10 protein-coding genes and 1 tRNA gene are annotated in these 15,383 nt (G+C 67.8%); 1 reads left to right on the forward strand and 10 read right to left on the reverse strand.

What is annotated here, in order from left to right; all coding sequences use genetic code 11:
• Positions 1–6: 6 nt before the first annotated feature.
• The 8 genes from clpX to AC1Q9M_RS09490 form a co-directional block, all read right to left on the reverse strand.
• Positions 7–1,272, reverse strand: coding sequence for an ATP-dependent Clp protease ATP-binding subunit ClpX (clpX, locus tag AC1Q9M_RS09455; RefSeq protein WP_382157145.1), 1,266 nt, complete (start codon positions 1,270–1,272; stop codon positions 7–9).
• Positions 1,273–1,407: 135 nt separating this feature from the next.
• A complete protein-coding gene (gene clpP / locus AC1Q9M_RS09460; RefSeq protein WP_137916933.1) occupies positions 1,408–2,025 on the reverse strand; it encodes an ATP-dependent Clp endopeptidase proteolytic subunit ClpP in 618 nt (205 codons plus the stop codon).
• A 189-nt stretch (positions 2,026–2,214) separates the two neighbouring features.
• Complete coding sequence (tig, locus tag AC1Q9M_RS09465) at positions 2,215–3,525, reverse strand: trigger factor (RefSeq protein ID WP_382157143.1); 1,311 nt, start codon at positions 3,523–3,525, stop codon at positions 2,215–2,217.
• A 74-nt stretch (positions 3,526–3,599) separates the two neighbouring features.
• Positions 3,600–3,686: transfer RNA gene (locus tag AC1Q9M_RS09470), tRNA-Leu, on the reverse strand.
• Positions 3,687–3,796: 110 nt separating this feature from the next.
• A complete protein-coding gene (locus AC1Q9M_RS09475) occupies positions 3,797–4,444 on the reverse strand; it encodes an aspartate/glutamate racemase family protein (protein WP_382325378.1) in 648 nt (215 codons plus the stop codon).
• A 1-nt stretch (position 4,445) separates the two neighbouring features.
• The gene (locus AC1Q9M_RS09480; RefSeq protein WP_382326492.1) at positions 4,446–7,028 is read right to left on the reverse strand and encodes a TRAP transporter permease; all 2,583 of its coding nucleotides are present in this window, start codon (positions 7,026–7,028) and stop codon (positions 4,446–4,448) included.
• 104 nt (positions 7,029–7,132) lie between these two features.
• Positions 7,133–8,110 (reverse strand): TAXI family TRAP transporter solute-binding subunit, encoded by a 978-nt coding sequence (locus tag AC1Q9M_RS09485; protein ID WP_382325382.1) that lies wholly within the window; start codon positions 8,108–8,110, stop codon positions 7,133–7,135.
• 118 nt (positions 8,111–8,228) lie between these two features.
• A complete protein-coding gene (locus AC1Q9M_RS09490; protein ID WP_382325384.1) occupies positions 8,229–9,560 on the reverse strand; it encodes an aspartate aminotransferase family protein in 1,332 nt (443 codons plus the stop codon).
• A 183-nt stretch (positions 9,561–9,743) separates the two neighbouring features.
• Here AC1Q9M_RS09490 and AC1Q9M_RS09495 point away from each other — a divergent pair, with 183 nt between their 5' ends.
• Positions 9,744–10,991, forward strand: a complete 1,248-nt coding sequence (locus AC1Q9M_RS09495; protein ID WP_382326490.1) for a D-amino acid dehydrogenase — start codon at positions 9,744–9,746, stop codon at positions 10,989–10,991.
• Between the two features lie 3 nt (positions 10,992–10,994).
• Here AC1Q9M_RS09495 and AC1Q9M_RS09500 read toward each other — a convergent pair whose 3' ends face one another.
• Both AC1Q9M_RS09500 and AC1Q9M_RS09505 read right to left on the reverse strand, forming a co-directional pair.
• On the reverse strand, positions 10,995–11,897 hold the full coding sequence (locus AC1Q9M_RS09500) for a LysR family transcriptional regulator (protein WP_492433476.1): 903 nt from the start codon (positions 11,895–11,897) through the stop codon (positions 10,995–10,997).
• Positions 11,898–12,211: 314 nt separating this feature from the next.
• Positions 12,212–15,379 carry an efflux RND transporter permease subunit gene (locus AC1Q9M_RS09505; protein ID WP_492433478.1) on the reverse strand — a complete coding sequence of 1,056 codons (3,168 nt, stop codon included), beginning with the start codon at positions 15,377–15,379 and terminating at the stop codon, positions 12,212–12,214.
• Positions 15,380–15,383 lie beyond the last annotated feature (4 nt).

Genomic DNA, 15,383 nt, shown 5'->3' on the forward strand with positions numbered 1-15,383 from the left:
GGCGCGTCAAGCCTGCTTGGCCGCCTCGCGGTACACCAGCAAGGGCGGCTTGTTTTCCTCGATGGTCGACTCGTCGACCACCACCTTCTCCACATTGCTCATGCCAGGCAGATCGAACATGGTGTCGATCAGCGCGTTTTCCAGGATCGAGCGCAGGCCTCGCGCGCCCGTCTTGCGGGCCAGGGCCTTGCGGGCGATCGCCTTGAGCGCGGCGGGCCGCACTTCGAGCTCGGCACCTTCCATCGCCAGCAGGCGGGAGAACTGCTTGACGACCGCGTTCTTGGGCTCGGTGAGAATTTCGACCAGCGCGTCTTCACTGAGTTCCGACAGCGCGGCGATCACCGGCACACGGCCCACCAGCTCGGGGATGAGGCCGAACTTGATCAGGTCTTCGGGCTCGATTTCCTTGAAGGATTCGGTGATGCTGCGCTGCTTCTTGCTCTTGACCACGGCGCCGAAGCCGATGCCGGAGGCCTCGGTGCGGTTCTCGATGATCTTCTCCAGGCCGGCAAACGCGCCGCCGCAGATGAACAGGATGTTGGTGGTGTCGACCTGCAGGAAGTCCTGGTTGGGGTGCTTGCGCCCGCCCTGCGGCGGCACCGAGGCCATCGTGCCTTCGATCAGCTTGAGCAAGGCCTGCTGCACACCCTCACCCGATACGTCGCGGGTGATGGAGGGGTTGTCGGACTTGCGCGTGATCTTGTCGATCTCGTCGATGTAGACGATGCCCTGCTGGGCGCGCTCGACGTCGTAGTTGCAGCTCTGCAGCAGCTTGGCGACGATGTTTTCCACGTCTTCGCCCACGTAACCGGCTTCGGTCAGCGTGGTGGCGTCGGCCATCACGAACGGCACGTTGAGCATGCGCGCCATGGTCTGGGCCAGCAGCGTCTTGCCCGAGCCGGTGGGTCCGATCAGGAGAATGTTGCTCTTGGCCAGCTCGACGTCGTCCTTGCGGGCGGCGACCTTGTGGCGCAGGCGCTTGTAGTGGTTGTAGACGGCCACGGCCAGCGCGCGCTTGGCGTTCTGCTGCCCGATGACGTAGTTGTCCAGGTTGGCCTTGAGCTGGGCCGGCGTGGGCACGTCGTCGCCCGAGGCCTTGACGGATTCGAGGCCGGGCAACTCGTCACGGATGATGTCGTTGCACAGGTCGATGCATTCGTCGCAGATGAACACCGAGGGGCCGGCGATCAGCTTCTTGACCTCGTGCTGGCTCTTGCCGCAGAACGAGCAGTAGAGCGCTTTTTCACTGGAGGCGGCTTTTTTGTCGGCCATAGGTCTGGGGGCTCGGATGAAGCGGTAACAACAATGATAGTTCAAGCCCCATAGGGGCCAAACGGGGGAAAAGCGCCGGTTTTGGCACCGTCTCCCGGGTTTGGCGGCCCATGGGTGGCCATGGCCTGGACGGGGTCAGACCGCGCCGGGGCGCTTGTCGATGACCTTGTCGATCAGGCCGTACTCGGCCGATTCGGCGGCCGAGAGGTAGTAATCGCGCTCGGTGTCGCGTTCGATCTTCTCCAGCGGCTGGCCGGTGCGCTCCGCGAGGATCTTGTTGAGCTGCTCGCGCGTCTTGAGGATTTCGCGGGCGTGGATCTCGATTTCCGTGGCCTGGCCCTGGGTGCCGCCCAGCGGCTGGTGGATCATGACCTTGGAGTTCGGCAGCGCGAAGCGTTTGCCCTTGGCGCCGGCGGCCAGCAGGAACGCGCCCATGCTCGCGGCCATGCCGATGCACAGCGTGGACACGTCGGACTTGATGAAATTCATGGTGTCGAAGATCGCCATGCCCGCGCTCACCGAGCCGCCCGGGGAGTTGATGTAGAACGAGATGTCCTTGTCGGGGTTTTCGCTTTCCAGGAACAGCAGCTGCGCCACCACCAGGTTGGCCGACTGGTCATTGACCGGGCCCACCAGGAAGATCACGCGCTCCTTGAGCAGGCGCGAATAGATGTCGTACGCACGCTCGCCGCGGCCCGACTGCTCGATGACCATGGGCACCATGCCCAAACCTTGAATGTCCATTGCGCTCATGCGTTACTCCGTGTGTTGATGCTTGCCATATCACTACTGTAACCAACCCCATGTGGCCCCACGGCGACCGGTGGCTTGACCGGGACGACCGCAGGACAGGCGGAGGGAGGTACCTCCAGATGGGGGGCAAACCCGAAAAAGAAAGGGCGGATCGCTCCGCCCTGTTCCAGCATCCCGCCGCGAAGGAAATCAGGCCTGGGCCATCAGTTCGTCGAAGCTGACCGACTTTTCGGTGATCTGTGCCTTGGACAGCACGAACTCCGTGACGTTGTTCTCGATCACGATGGCTTCCACCTCGGCCATGCGCTGGTTGTCGCCCTGGTACCAGCGCACCACGTCGGCCGGCTTCTCGTAGGAGGCCGCCAGCTCTTCGATGTGGGCCTTGATCTGCTCGGGCTTGGCGTGCAGCTCGTTGGCGCGCACCAGCTCGGCCACCACCAGACCCAGGCGCACGCGGCGCTCGGCCTGCGGGCGGAACAGCTCTTCGGGGATCGGGGCCTTGTCGGCGTCCTTCACGCCGCGCTGCTTCAGGTCAGCGCGGGCGCCTTCCACCAGGCGCTCCAGCTCGGACTGCACGACCGCGTTGGGCAGATCCAGTTCGGCCTTGGCGACCAGGGCGTCCATCACGGCCTGCTTGTTGCGGGCCTGCAGGCGGAACTTGACTTCGCGCTCCAGGTTCTTGCGGATGTCGGCGCGCAGGCCTTCCACCGTGCCGTCGGCGATGCCCAGGGACTTGGCGAAGGCCTCATCCACGGCCGGCAGGTTGGCAGCTTCGATCTTGTTGACCGTGACCAGGAAGTCGGCGGTCTTGCCGGCCACGTCCTTGCCGTGGTAGTCGGCGGGGAAGGCCAGCGGGAAGGTCTTGGACTCGCCCGTCTTCATGCCACGCACGGCGTCTTCGAATTCCTTGAGCATCTGGCCGTCGCCGACGATGAACTGGAAGGCCTCGGCCTTGCCGCCCTCGAAGGGCTCGCCGTCGATCTTGCCGGCGAAGTCGATGGTGACGCGGTCGCCGTCCTGGGCGGCCTGGTCCTGCGCGCGCTGCGCGAAGGTGCGGCGCTGCTTGCGCAGGATCTCGAGCGTGCGGTCGATGGCGGCGTCGTCCACTTCGGCAGCCACTTTTTCCACGGCGGCGGTGGTCAGGTCGTCGATCTTGACTTGCGGATACACCTCGAAGACGGCGTCGAAGGTCAGCTGGCCCTCGGGGGCGCCTTCCTTCTCGGTGATCTTGGGCTGGCCGGCCACGCGCAGCTGGGCTTCGTTGGCGGCGGTGGCGAAGGCTTCACCGACCTTGTCGTTCATGACCTCGTAGTGCACCGAATAGCCATAGCGCTGGGCCACGACGTTCATCGGCACCTTGCCGGGACGGAAACCGTCCATCTTCACGTCGCGCGCGATGCGCTTGAGGCGGTTGGACACTTCTTTCTGGATCACATCGGCCGGCAGCGTCAGCGTGATCTTGCGCTCGAGCTTTTCCAGGGTTTCAACGTTCACGGTCATGGCTTTCTCCAAAAGGGTGTCGGTCAACCAGCCTGTCTGGCCGACCCGGGGGGTCTGTCTGTTCGTCTGTGGTGTGGTGCGCGGGGGGGGACTCGAACCCCCACACCATTGCTGGCGTCAGGACCTAAACCTGGTGCGTCTACCAATTTCGCCACCCGCGCGCCTCGTAGGGGGTTTTCCGGTGCAGCGCAAAAGCAGCGCTGGACGGCCGGTTGTCCACTTCACGGCAACCTTAGATTGTAGCTGCAGCGCCCACCCTGGCCGGACGGCCTCAGGCCCCCAGGCGGTGCCGCAGGGCCCGGACCGCGCTGCCGGGCGTGGTGAGCACCGGCATGCCCACCGCCTTGTGCACGGCCAGCTGCGCGCGCGCCATGCTGAATTGGGACAGCGCGATCACGTCGCAGCCCTGCCCCACCAGCCAGCGCGCGGCCTCGACGACGCGCGCGTCGTGGCCGGCGTCGTCGCCCCGGTTGAGGGCGTCCATGGCGCCTTCGGCCAGGCAGGTGACCAGTTCGGTGCCGGCCGGGAACTCCGGCGGCATGGAAGTCAGGGTGGGCGCGAAGGACGCCACCAGCCCGATGCGGCCGCCGCGCGCCACGGCCACGGCTTCGGCCACCATGGCTTCGTTGGGCTTGAGCACCGGCATGTGCGGGCGCCGCGCCGCCACCGCCTCGATGCACGAACCGAATGCCGAGCAGGTGAACAGGATGGCATTGGCCCCCGTGCCTTCGGCGTAGGCCGCCAGCGACTCGAAGCGCTGGTGCATGGCCGCGTCCAGTCCCTTGCCATCGCGCGCCAGGTCGGCCGACAGGCTGTCGTCGAGCAGGTTCATGCGCTCGGCCTCGGGCCAGGCGCGGGCGAGCTCCTCGTTGATGGGCGCGACCGAGTGGGCCAGCGCATGGATCAGGGCGATGCGCATGTCAGGCCACCTTCAAGGTGCGTGGCACGGCCATGCGCCGGCCCTGGCTCCACCAGACCAGCGCCACCAGCAGCAGCGCGGGCAGGTAGAACCAGTGCGGCGTGGCCCGGCCCGAGGGCATCTTCACCGCCACCACGTCCCAGCCCTGCTCGAAGCCCGACTTGGCCGCGCGCGAACCGAACTTGACCTGCGCCACCTGCAACTGGTCGCCCAGCCCGACCAGGCGCAGTCCGGCTTCGTCCAGGCGCTTGCGCCCGTCCTCGCCCTTGGCGCCCAGCTGCACGGCCACGGTCTTGGTCAGGTCGCGCCCTTCCAGCGTGGTGCCCTGCAGCACGAAGACCATGCGGCCATCCTCGGGTTTGTCGCGCGCGATGTCGAACACTTCGGCCGGCGGCGCGTCGCGGTACGGGGGTGCGAGGCGGTCCATGAACACGTCCGGGCGGAACAGCAGCACCACGGCGATGCCGAGCAGCACGTTCTCCCACCAGCGGCTCTTGATGCGGAACCAGTTCATGGTGATCGCCGCGAACAGCAGCATCGCGACGATGCTGGCGGCGATCACGCGCAGCGTCTCCGCCAGGTCCTCCACGTTGATCAGCAGCAGCTGCGGGTTGAAGATCCAGATGAAGGGCAGGATCAGCGTGCGGGCGGCGTAGATGAACCCCTGGATGCCGGTCTGCAGCGAATCCTCGCCCGAGATCGCCGAGGCCGCGAAGGTCGCCAGCCCCACCGGCGGCGTGATGTCCGCCATGATCCCGTAATAGAAGACGAACATGTGCACCGCGATCAGCGGAATGATCAGGCCCGACTGCGCGCCCAGTTCCACCACCACCGGCGCCATCAGCGTGGCCACCAGCACGTAGTTGGCCGTGGTCGGCACGCCCAGGCCGATGACGAGGCAGGAGATCGCGACGAACAGCAGCATCAGGATCACGCTGCCCTGCGAGACCAGCTCAACGAACTCGGTCATGCGCAGGCCCAGGCCGGTGAGCGTGATGCCGCCGACCACGATGCCCGCCGTGGCGGTGGCCACGCCGATGCCGATCATGTTGCGCGCGCCGTTGTGGAAACCGTCGAGCACCGAGCGCCAGCTCTCCTGCCAGGCGTTGCCCATGGGCAGGCGGCGGAACAGCGCGATCAGCGGGTGCTGCGTGGCCATGAGCACCGCCAGCGAGGTGACGGCCCAGAAGGCCGCGAGCGCGGGCGACATCTCCTCCACCATCAGGCACCAGATCAGGATGCCGATGGGCATGATGAAGTGCAGGCCGGCGCGCACCGTGGGCCAGGTCTGCAGCGGTTTGGGGTTGTCGATGTCGATGTCGGTCGCCAGGTCCGGGCAGCTGGCCGCCTGCCACACGGCCACGAGGTAGAGCGCCAGCACCAGCGCACCCACGGCATACGGGGCCGCCGGGCCCAGCACGGCCTTGAAGCCGAGGATCAGGTAGTACAGCGCGCAGACCAGCACCACGGTACCGGTCACACCGAGTGCGTTGCGCATGACGCGGTCGCGCAACGGCGTGGGCGTGCGCTTGACGATGGGCTGCATGCCCAGCTTGAGCGCCTCCAGGTGCACGATGTAGAACAGGCCGATGTACGAGAGGATGGCCGGCAGGAAGGCGTGCTTGACGATGTCCGAGTACGGGATGCCCACGTACTCCACCATCAGGAAGGCCGCGGCGCCCATCACGGGCGGCATGATCTGGCCGTCCACCGAGGACATGGTTTCGATCGCGCCGGCCTTGACGCCGCCATAACCCGCCTTCTTCATGAGCGGGATGGTGAAGATGCCGCCGGAGACCACGTTGGCCACCGACGAACCCGAGATGGTGCCGTTGAGCGCCGACGACACCACCGCCACCTTGGCCGGGCCGCCGCGCAGGTGCCCCAGCGCCGCGAAGCTCACCTGCATCATGTAGTTGCCGCCGCCGCCCCGGTCGAGCAGCGCGCCGAACAGCACGTAGACGAAGATGGTGCCGGCCGACACCCCCAGCGCGATGCCGTACACGCCTTCGGTGGTGAGCCACATGTGCGAGATCAGGCGGTTGAGCGAGGCGCCCCGGTGGGCGATCACCTCGGGCAGCCAAGGGCCGAGCATGCAGTAGGCCAGGAAGATCACGGCCAGCACGGCCATGGGCCAGCCCACCGCGCGACGCGTGGCCTCCAGCAACAGCAGCAGGCCCACCACCGACACCGCCACATCCACCGTGGTGGGCGTGCCGGGCCGGGTGGCGAGCTCGGCATAGAAGAGCATCACGTAGGCACCGGCAAAGGCCGCCACGCCGGCCAGCAGCCAGTCCACCCACGGGACCCGGTTGCGCGGCGAGCGCTTGAACGCCGGCCAGGCGAGGAACGCCAGGAACAGCGCGAACGCGAGGTGGATGGCGCGCGCCTCGGTGTCGTTGAGGATGCCGATGCCGAATTCGAACGGCAGGGGCGAGGCGTACCAGTACTGGAACAGCGCCCAGAGCAGGCACACGGTGAACACCACACCGGCCGTCCACCCGGTGGGCTTGCGTCCGCCGGTGTCGCTGTCCGCCACAAGTTGCTGCAGGGCTTCGGGGGCTTTTTCGATGTCGGTGCTCATGGGCGCTCCGGGCCTGGACGGCGGTGGGGAGGGTCAAAAGAAACGGCGAAGCACCTTCGCCCTTCATGGCAAGGCGGGCCGCTCACGCGGCCCGGCGCGTCACCTCACTTGACCCAGCCCTTTTCCTTGTAGAACTTCAGCGCGCCTTCGTGCAGCGGCGCGCTCAGGCCGTCCTTGACCATGCCCTCGGGCGTCAGGTTGGCCAGCGCGGGGTGCAGCTTCTTGAACTCGTCGAAGTTGTCGAACACCGCCTTGACCACCTGGTACACGGTCTCGGGCGAGGTCTTGCTCGAGGCCACCACGGTGGCGGACACGCCATAGGTCTGGGTAGGCTGCGGGTTGTTCGGGTAGAGGCCACCGGGCAGCGTGACCTTGGCGTAATACGGCTTCTCGGCCACCAGCTTGTCCACGGCCGGGCCGGTGATGGACACCAGCTTGGCACCGCACGAGGTGGTGGGATCCTGGATGTTGGCGCTCGGGTGGCCCACGGCGTAATAGAAGCCGTCGATCTTGCCGTCGCACAGCGCCGGGCCGTGTTCGTCGGCCTTGAGTTCGGAGGCCAGCGAGAAGTCGCTCAGCTTCCAGCCCATGCCGGCCAGCAGCTCTTCCATGGAGGAGCGCGTGCCCGAGCCCGGGTTGCCGACGTTGAAGCGCTTGCCCTTGAAGTCCTCGAACTTGGTGATGTTGGCTTCCTTGCGGGCCACCACCGTGAAGGGCTCGGGGTGCACGGCGAACACCGCTCGCAGGTCGCCGTAGGCGCCCGCGTCCTTGAACTGGCCCACGCCCTTGAGCGCATTGAACTGCACGTCGGACTGGGTGAAGCCCAGGTCCAACTCACCGGCCTTGATGGTGTTGACGTTGAACACCGAGCCGCCGGTGGACTCCACCGAGCAGCGGATGCCATGCTTGGCGCGGTCCTTGTTCACCAGCCGGCAGATCGCGCCGCCCGCCGCGTAATACACCCCCGTCACGCCGCCGGTGCCGATGGTCATGAACTTCTGCTGCGCCTGGGCCGGTGCCATGGGCGTCATCAGGGCGGCTGCGGCGGCCAGGGTGCTCAGGCTGAGGGGGATCTTTTTCATGCGGATGGCTCCTGAAGGTTTCGACGGGGTGGAACAAACTGGGTGCGGGCACGAAGGCTTTTCACGAGCAAGCAAGCTTCGTGCAGACCCGCTGCGACGGCGACGGGGTTTTCCCCCATCAGGCGGCCACCGCGCGGTCGATGGCGCCGGCGAGCCGCGCCACGATCTGCTCGAGCTCGGCGGGCGTGCTGATGAAGGGCGGCGCGAGCAACACGTGGTCGCCGCAGCGCCCATCCACCGTGCCCCCCATGGGGTAGACCATCAGGCCGCCGGCCATGGCCTCGCTCTTGATGCGGGCGTGCAGCTTGCGCGCGGGATCGAACCACTGCCGGCTGCCGCGGTCGGCCACCAGCTCGAGCCCCCAGAACAGCCCGCGCCCCCGGATGTCGCCCACGCGCGGGTGCTCACCGAAGGCCTGTTGCAACAGCGCGTGCAGCAATTGCCCGCGCTCGCGCACCTGCGCCAGCAGGCCATCGCGCTGGATCACGCGCTGCACCGCGAGCGCGGCCGCGCAGGCGATCGCATGGCCCAGGTAGGTGTGGCCGTGCTGGAACAGGCCGCTGCCCTGCCGGAAGGCGTCCACCACCCTGCCCTGCGCCAGCACCGCGCCGATGGGCTGGTAGCCACCGCCCAGGCCCTTGGCCACCGTCATCAGATCCGGCACTACACCCTCCTGCTCGCAGGCATGCAGGGTGCCGGTGCGCCCCATGCCGCACATCACCTCGTCCAGGATCAGCAGGATGCCGTGGCGGTCGCACAGCTCGCGCACGCCCTTGAAGTAGCCGGGCACGGCGGTGAGCACACCCGCCGTGGCGCCGCCCACCGTCTCGGCCACGAAGGCCATCACGTTCTCGCCACCCAGGCGGTCGATGGCCTCGGACAGCTCGGCCACCAGCCGCTGGCCGTACTGCTCGGCGGTTTCGTCGGCCCGGCGGTCGCGGTACTCGTAGCACGGCGAGACGTGCGTCACGTCGATCAGCAGCGGCTTGAACTGCTCGCGCCGCCAGGCGTTGCCGCCCACGGCCAGCGCGCCCAGCGTGTTGCCGTGGTAACTCTGGTGGCGGGCGATGAAGTGCCGCCGCTGCGGCTGGCCGATCTCCACGAAATACTGGCGCGCCATCTTCAGCGCGGCCTCCACCGCCTCGGAACCGCCGCTCACGAAATACACGTGGCTCATGCCCGCCGGCGCCGAATCGATCAGCACGTTCGCCAGTTCCTCGGCCACCTCGGTGGTGAAGAAACTGGTGTGCGCGTAGGCCAGCTGGTCGATCTGCGCGTGCATCGCGGCCAGCACATCCGGGTGCCCATGGCCCAGGCAGGACACGGCCGCGCCGCCCGAGGCGTCGAGGTAGGTCTTGCCGGCCTGGTCGGTCAGGGTGATGCCCTGGCCGCTCACGGCAAAGGGCATGGGGCGGTGCAACTGGCGGTGGAAGACGCGGGTGGAACTCATGCAGGAAGGACGGGGTGGGGACAGCAATTCAGGCGCAGTGTAGGCAGCGTCGGCGCCCTGGGAAAAATGCCTTTTTCACCCCGTTCCATGCCTTTCGGTTATGGCCTGTCCATGAGTTCGCGGCATGGGCCTTGTCGCGATTGGCATTTTTCGCTCTGGCGCGGCTTGCCTACAGTTCGCCCCATGAACGCTTCCTCCCAACGGCGCCCCCACGTGTGCGTGCTCGGTGCCGGCATCGTCGGGCTGGCGGCGGCCTGGCAGTTGCGGCGCGAGGGCTTCGAGGTCACCGTGGTCGACCGGGCGCAGGCCGGCACCGGCGCGAGCGCGGCCAACGGCGCGCAGCTGAGCTACGCCTACGTGCAACCGCTGGCCGACCCGGGCATCTGGCGCCAGTTGCCCAAGCTGCTGTTCGCGGCCGATTCACCGCTGAAGCTGCGCCTGCAGCCCGACCCGCACCAATGGGCCTGGGGCCTGCAGTTCCTGGCCGCCTGCCGCGCTGGCGTGTCTCGGCGCACCACGGCCAGCCTGCTGGCCCTGGCGGCCGAGAGCCGCGCCGGCTTCGAACGCCTGATGGCCGAGGAACGCATCGCCTGCGACTTCTCCGCCACCGGCAAGCTGGTGCTGTGCGCCGACGAGGCCAGCTTCGCCGCCGCGCGCCGCCAGATGGCCTTGCAGCGCGAACTCGGCAGCCCAACGCAGCACGCGCTCTCGCCCGCCGAATGCGTGGCGATCGAACCCGCGCTGGCGGGCTACGCGCCGCGCTTCGCGGGCGCCATCCACACACCCAGCGAGTGCGCGGCCGACTGCCACCAGGTCTGCCTGGAGCTGCTGCGCCTGTTGCTCGCGCAGGGCGTGCGCTTCGCGTTCGACACGCCGGTCACCCGGCTCACCCGCTCGGCCGATCGCATCGTGGCGGCCGACACCCCGCGCGGCCCGATCGAGGCCGACGCCTTCGTGGTCGCGCTCGGCACCGCCTCGCACCCGCTGGCGCGCACGCTGGGCCTGCGCGTGCCGGTATACCCGCTCAAGGGCTACAGCCTCACGCTGGACGTGAGCGAGGCACCTGGCGCGGCGCCGCGTGTGAACGTGACCGATGCCGCGCGCAAGGTGGTGTTCGCGCGCCTGGGTTCGCGCCTGCGCGTGGCCGGCATGGCCGAACTGGTGGGTGAGAACACGCACATCCCCGTCGACCGCATCGACTCGCTGGTGGCCAGCGCCCAGGCCCTGTTCCCCGACGCGCGCTGCAGCGACGATCTGCGGCCCTGGGCCGGCCTGCGACCGGCCACGCCCACCGGCCTGCCGGTGCTGGGGCGGCTGCGCGGCGGGCCCGACAACCTGTGGTTCAACACCGGACACGGTGCCCTGGGTTTCACCCTGGCCTTCGGCAGCGCGCAGCGGCTCGCGGCGCAACTGCGCCAGAGCGGCCTCTGAAACTCAGCCCGCCGTCTCCAGCAGCGCCTGTTGCATGCAGCGCGTGAAGGCGCGCGTGGTCAGCGAATTCGGCCGCGCGGTGGGCCGCAGCATGCGCACCGTGGTGGGCACGGTGGGTTCGAGCTTGAGCACGTCGACCTTGGTGAGATCGGCCGAGGCGGCGGTGCAGCTCTCCACCATGGCCACGCCCACGCCGTGGTGCGCGAGCGCCAGCGCCACGTGGTAGGTCTGCACGGTCATCACTTCCTTGAGCCCGGCGCCGCTGTCGCGCACGGTGTGGGCCAGCAGCAGGCCCAGCGGGTCCTGGCCGTCGAGGGCGATCACGGGCAGCCTGGAGAGTTGCGTCAGCGTGATGGTGCCGGCCTTGACCTGGCGCGCGGTCAGCAGGCCCTTGGGCACCACGCACACGACGTGGCGGTCGGCCAGTTGTTCCTGCACGAGTGCGGGGTGCGACACGGCGCTGAAGACGTAGCCCACGTCGGCTTCCTGCAGCACGAGGGAGGAGATGATCTGGGGCGAATGCAGCGCTTCGTGGTGCACGCGCACGGTGGGGTGTTTTTCGCGGAACAGGCGCATGGCGCGCGGGAAGACTTCGTAGCTCAGGGCGAGCACGGTGAGCACGCGCAGCTCGCCTTTGCCGCGGCCGGCCTTGAGGCTGGCGGAGAGGCGTTGCACTTCGTCGAGCTGGGCGAACAGGCGTTCGATGTGGGGGTACAGGGTTTGCGCTTCGGCGGTGGGCCGCAGGCGCCCGCCGACGCGCTGGAACAGCTGGAAACCGAGCTGGATCTCGGCGTGCTGCAGCGTGCGGCTCACGGCGGGTTGCGTGACGTTGATCATGCGGGCGGCGGCGCTCACGCTGCCGGTGAGCATCACCGCGTTGAAAACTTCGATGTGTCTTAGGCGCATGCGGCCTATTGTTGTCGATGTTTTTCTCCGGCTGGAGCGGTCATCGGCGAGGGCGGGGTGAGGGCTCCGCTCATGTCCCCCGGGTCGGCTTCGCCGCCCCTCCTCCTTTACTTCGCTGCGCCCTCACCCCGCCCTCGCCGATGACCTATGGGCATGCGAAGCGTTGGTGTGCCATGACCTCTTGTAGCCCGGAGGTGGGTGGCGTTCTGCGCAGCGGGGTAAAGGAGGAGGCGGCACCAGCCGCCGGGGGACACCCGCGGAGCAGAGCGCCGCCCGCCTCCGGGCCCGCGAGGTCTCAGAGAGAGAAACGAAACTCAGACAGGCCGTCGAACCCGGAACCAGGCCGCGTACATCGCCGGCAAAGCCAGCAAGGTCAGCACCGTCGCCACAATCAGCCCCCCCATGATCGCGACAGCCATCGGCCCCCAGAACACACTGCGGGACAGCGGAATCATCGCCAGCACCGCCGCCGCCGCCGTCAACACGATGGGCCGCATCCGCCGAACAGCCGCTTCCACGATCGCGTCCCAGGCCGGCACACCGCGCGCCCTATCCTGCTCGATCTGATCGATCAGGATCACCGAGTTGCGCTGGATCATCCCCATCAAGGCAATCACCCCCAGCAAAGCCACGAAACCAAACGGCCGGTTCAACAACAACAAAGCCCCCGCCACCCCCGCCATGCCCAACGGACCGGTCAGGAACACCAGCATCGACCGGCTGAAACTCTGCAACTGCAGCATCAGCAACGTGAACACGATGAACAACATCAAAGGCACGCCCACCACGATCGAAGCCGAGCCCTTGCTGCTCTCCTCCACCGCGCCCGCCACCTCGATGTGGTACGCGCTCAGACCCCGCGCGGCCCAGCCGTCGCTGATCGCCTTGAGCTTCGGCTGCAGCTCGGCCGTCACCGTCGCGCCCTGCAAGCCCTCGACCACGTCACCCTGCACCGTGATCGCATAGTCGCGGTTCTCGCGCCACAACACACCCGGCTCCCAGTCGAACACCGGCTTGGCGATCTGCAACAGCGGAATCGCTTGGCCACTCGCCGTGGGCAGATACGCATTGGCCAGGCTGGTGATCGCGTCGCGCTCGTCCAGCGGCTGTCGCAGCACGATGTCGATCAGCTTGTCGCCCTCGCGGTACTGGCCCACCGTGGTGCCCGAAAGCAAGGTGCGCGAGGCCTGCGCGATCGACTGGCTCGACACGCCCAGCGCGCGCGCCTTGGCCTGGTCCACCTCCAGCCGCAGCTTCTTCACCGACTCGTTCCAGTTGTCGTTCACGCCGCGCATGTTCGGGTTCTCGCGCATCGCCTGCTTCACCTCGTCGGCCAGGCCGCGCAGCACCTGCGGGTCGGTGCCCACCACGCGGAACTGCACCGGGTACGGCACGGGCGGGCCGTTGGGCAGCAGCTTCACGCGGCCGCGCACCTCGGGGAATTCGGTCGCCAGCAAGGCCGGCAAGGCCTTGCGCAGGTGCTCGCGCGTCTTCAGGTCCTGGGGCAGCACGATCATCTGCGACACGTTGGTCTGCGGGAAGATCTGGTCCAGCGGCAGGTAGAAGCGCGGCACGCCCGAGCCCACCCAGGTGGTCACGCTGCGCACGCCCTCTTCCTTGGCCAACCGGTCTTCCACGCGGCGCGTCACCTCGTCCATGGCGGGCATGCTGCTGCCCTCGGGCAGCCAGATGTCCACCAGGATCTCGGGCCGGCTCGAATCGGGGAAGAACTGCTGCTGCACCGAGCCCATGCCGACGATGCCGAGCACGAAGGTCAGGATGGTCGCACCAATGGTCAGCCAGCGGTGCTGCACGCACCAGTCCACCACGGCGCGGAAACGCACGTAGAACGGTCCGTCGAAGACCTCGTGCGGCTCGCCCTCGGCGTGCGGCTTCACCTTGAGCAGCACCACGCCCAGGTAGGGCACGAACAGCACCGCCACCACCCAGGAGATCACCAGCGCCAGCACCGTCACCGCGAAGATCGCGAAGGTGTACTCACCGGTGGTGGAATTGGCCAGGCCGATCGGCAGAAAGCCCGCGGCCGTGATCAGCGTGCCCGTCAGCATGGGCATGGCCGTGGCGTCCCAGGTGAAGGTGGCCGCGCGCATCATGTCGTAGCCCTCTTCGAGCTTTCGCACCATCATCTCCACCGCGATGATGGCGTCGTCCACCAGCAGGCCCAGCGCGATGATGAGCGAGCCCAGCGAAATCTTGTGCAGGCCGATGCCCCAGTAGTTCATGGCCAGGAAGGTGATGGCCAGCACCAGCGGGATGGTGATGAACACCACCAGGCCGGGCCGCATGTCCAGCACGTAGCGCTTGAGCCCCCGGCCGCCCGGGCGCCGGTGCAGGCCCAGCGCCAGGAAACTCACCGCGAGCACGATCACCACCGCCTCGATCAGCACCTTCACGAACTCGTTGACCGAATTGGTCACCGCGCTGGGCTGGTCCTGCACCTGGGCCAGCGTCATGCCCGCGGGCAGCGTGGCCTCGATGCCGGCCACGGTGGTCTTGAGCGCCCTGCCCAGGGCGATGATGTCACCCCCCTTGGCCATGGAGATGCCCAGCGCGATGCTGTCCTGCCCTTCGTGGCGCACCAGCACCTGCGGCGGGTCCACGTAACCCAGGCCGATCTTGGCGATGTCGCCCAGGCGGATCTGCGTGCCGTTGGCCGCGCGGATCGGCATGGCGCGCAACTGCTCCACCGAGTTGAAGGCACCGGCCACGCGCACCTGCACCACGTCCTGCGGCGTCTGCACCGTGCCGGCCGATTCCACCGCGTTCTGCTGCCCCAGCGCGTCCAGCACCTGCTGCAGGTTCAGGCCCAGCGTGGCCAGGCGCTTCTGCGAGATCTCGATGTAGAGCTTCTCGTCCTGCACGCCGAACAGCTCGACCTTGCTCACGTCTTTCACGCGCAGCAGGCGCTGGCGCACGTCGTCGGCCACCTGCTTCTTGTCGGCCGGCGAAAAACCTTCGCCCTGCAGCGCGTAGATCACGCCGTACACGTCGCCGAATTCGTCGTTGAAGAACGGGCCCACCACACCCTGTGGCAAGGTGGCGCGCATGTCGCCCACCTTCTTGCGCGCCGTGTACCAGATCTGCGGCACCTCCTGCGGCGGCGAGGAGTCCTTGAGCTGGAAGATGATCAGCGTCTCGCCCGGCTTGGAGTAGCTGCGGATCTTGTCCGCGTAGGGCACTTCCTGCAGCGTCTTCTCGATGCGGTCGGCCACTTGCTCGGCGACCTGCTCGGCGGTGGCGCCAGGCCAGTAGGCGCGCACCACCATGGCGCGGAAGGTGAACGGCGGGTCCTCGTCCTGGCCGAGCTGGAAGTAGGCCGCCACGCCCAGCACCATCAGCACGATCATCAGGTAGCGGGTGAAGGCCTGGTGGTCCAGCGCCCATTGCGACAGGTTGAAGCGCGAGACCCAGGAGCCGGCGGGTTCGCCGGCGTTGTTCGTCGTCGGTGAGGCGTCGTTCATGCCG

This window comes from Hydrogenophaga sp. GW823-FHT04C09 (genome assembly GCF_058796355.1).

Excerpts from the sequence above, each read along its gene's own strand:
- clpP (WP_137916933.1), bottom strand. The coding sequence starts at position 2,025 with ATGAGCGCAATGGACATTCAAGGTTTGGGCATGGTGCCCATGGTCATC.
- AC1Q9M_RS09480 (WP_382326492.1), bottom strand. The coding sequence starts at position 7,028 with ATGAGCACCGACATCGAAAAAGCCCCCGAAGCCCTGCAGCAACTTGTG.
- clpX (WP_382157145.1), bottom strand. The coding sequence starts at position 1,272 with ATGGCCGACAAAAAAGCCGCCTCCAGTGAAAAAGCGCTCTACTGCTCG.
- AC1Q9M_RS09485 (WP_382325382.1), bottom strand. The coding sequence starts at position 8,110 with ATGAAAAAGATCCCCCTCAGCCTGAGCACCCTGGCCGCCGCAGCCGCC.
- AC1Q9M_RS09490 (WP_382325384.1), bottom strand. The coding sequence starts at position 9,560 with ATGAGTTCCACCCGCGTCTTCCACCGCCAGTTGCACCGCCCCATGCCC.
- AC1Q9M_RS09475 (WP_382325378.1), bottom strand. The coding sequence starts at position 4,444 with ATGCGCATCGCCCTGATCCATGCGCTGGCCCACTCGGTCGCGCCCATC.
- AC1Q9M_RS09500 (WP_492433476.1), bottom strand. The coding sequence starts at position 11,897 with ATGCGCCTAAGACACATCGAAGTTTTCAACGCGGTGATGCTCACCGGC.
- tig (WP_382157143.1), bottom strand. The coding sequence starts at position 3,525 with ATGACCGTGAACGTTGAAACCCTGGAAAAGCTCGAGCGCAAGATCACG.
- AC1Q9M_RS09495 (WP_382326490.1), top strand. The coding sequence starts at position 9,744 with ATGAACGCTTCCTCCCAACGGCGCCCCCACGTGTGCGTGCTCGGTGCC.
- AC1Q9M_RS09505 (WP_492433478.1), bottom strand. The coding sequence starts at position 15,379 with ATGAACGACGCCTCACCGACGACGAACAACGCCGGCGAACCCGCCGGC.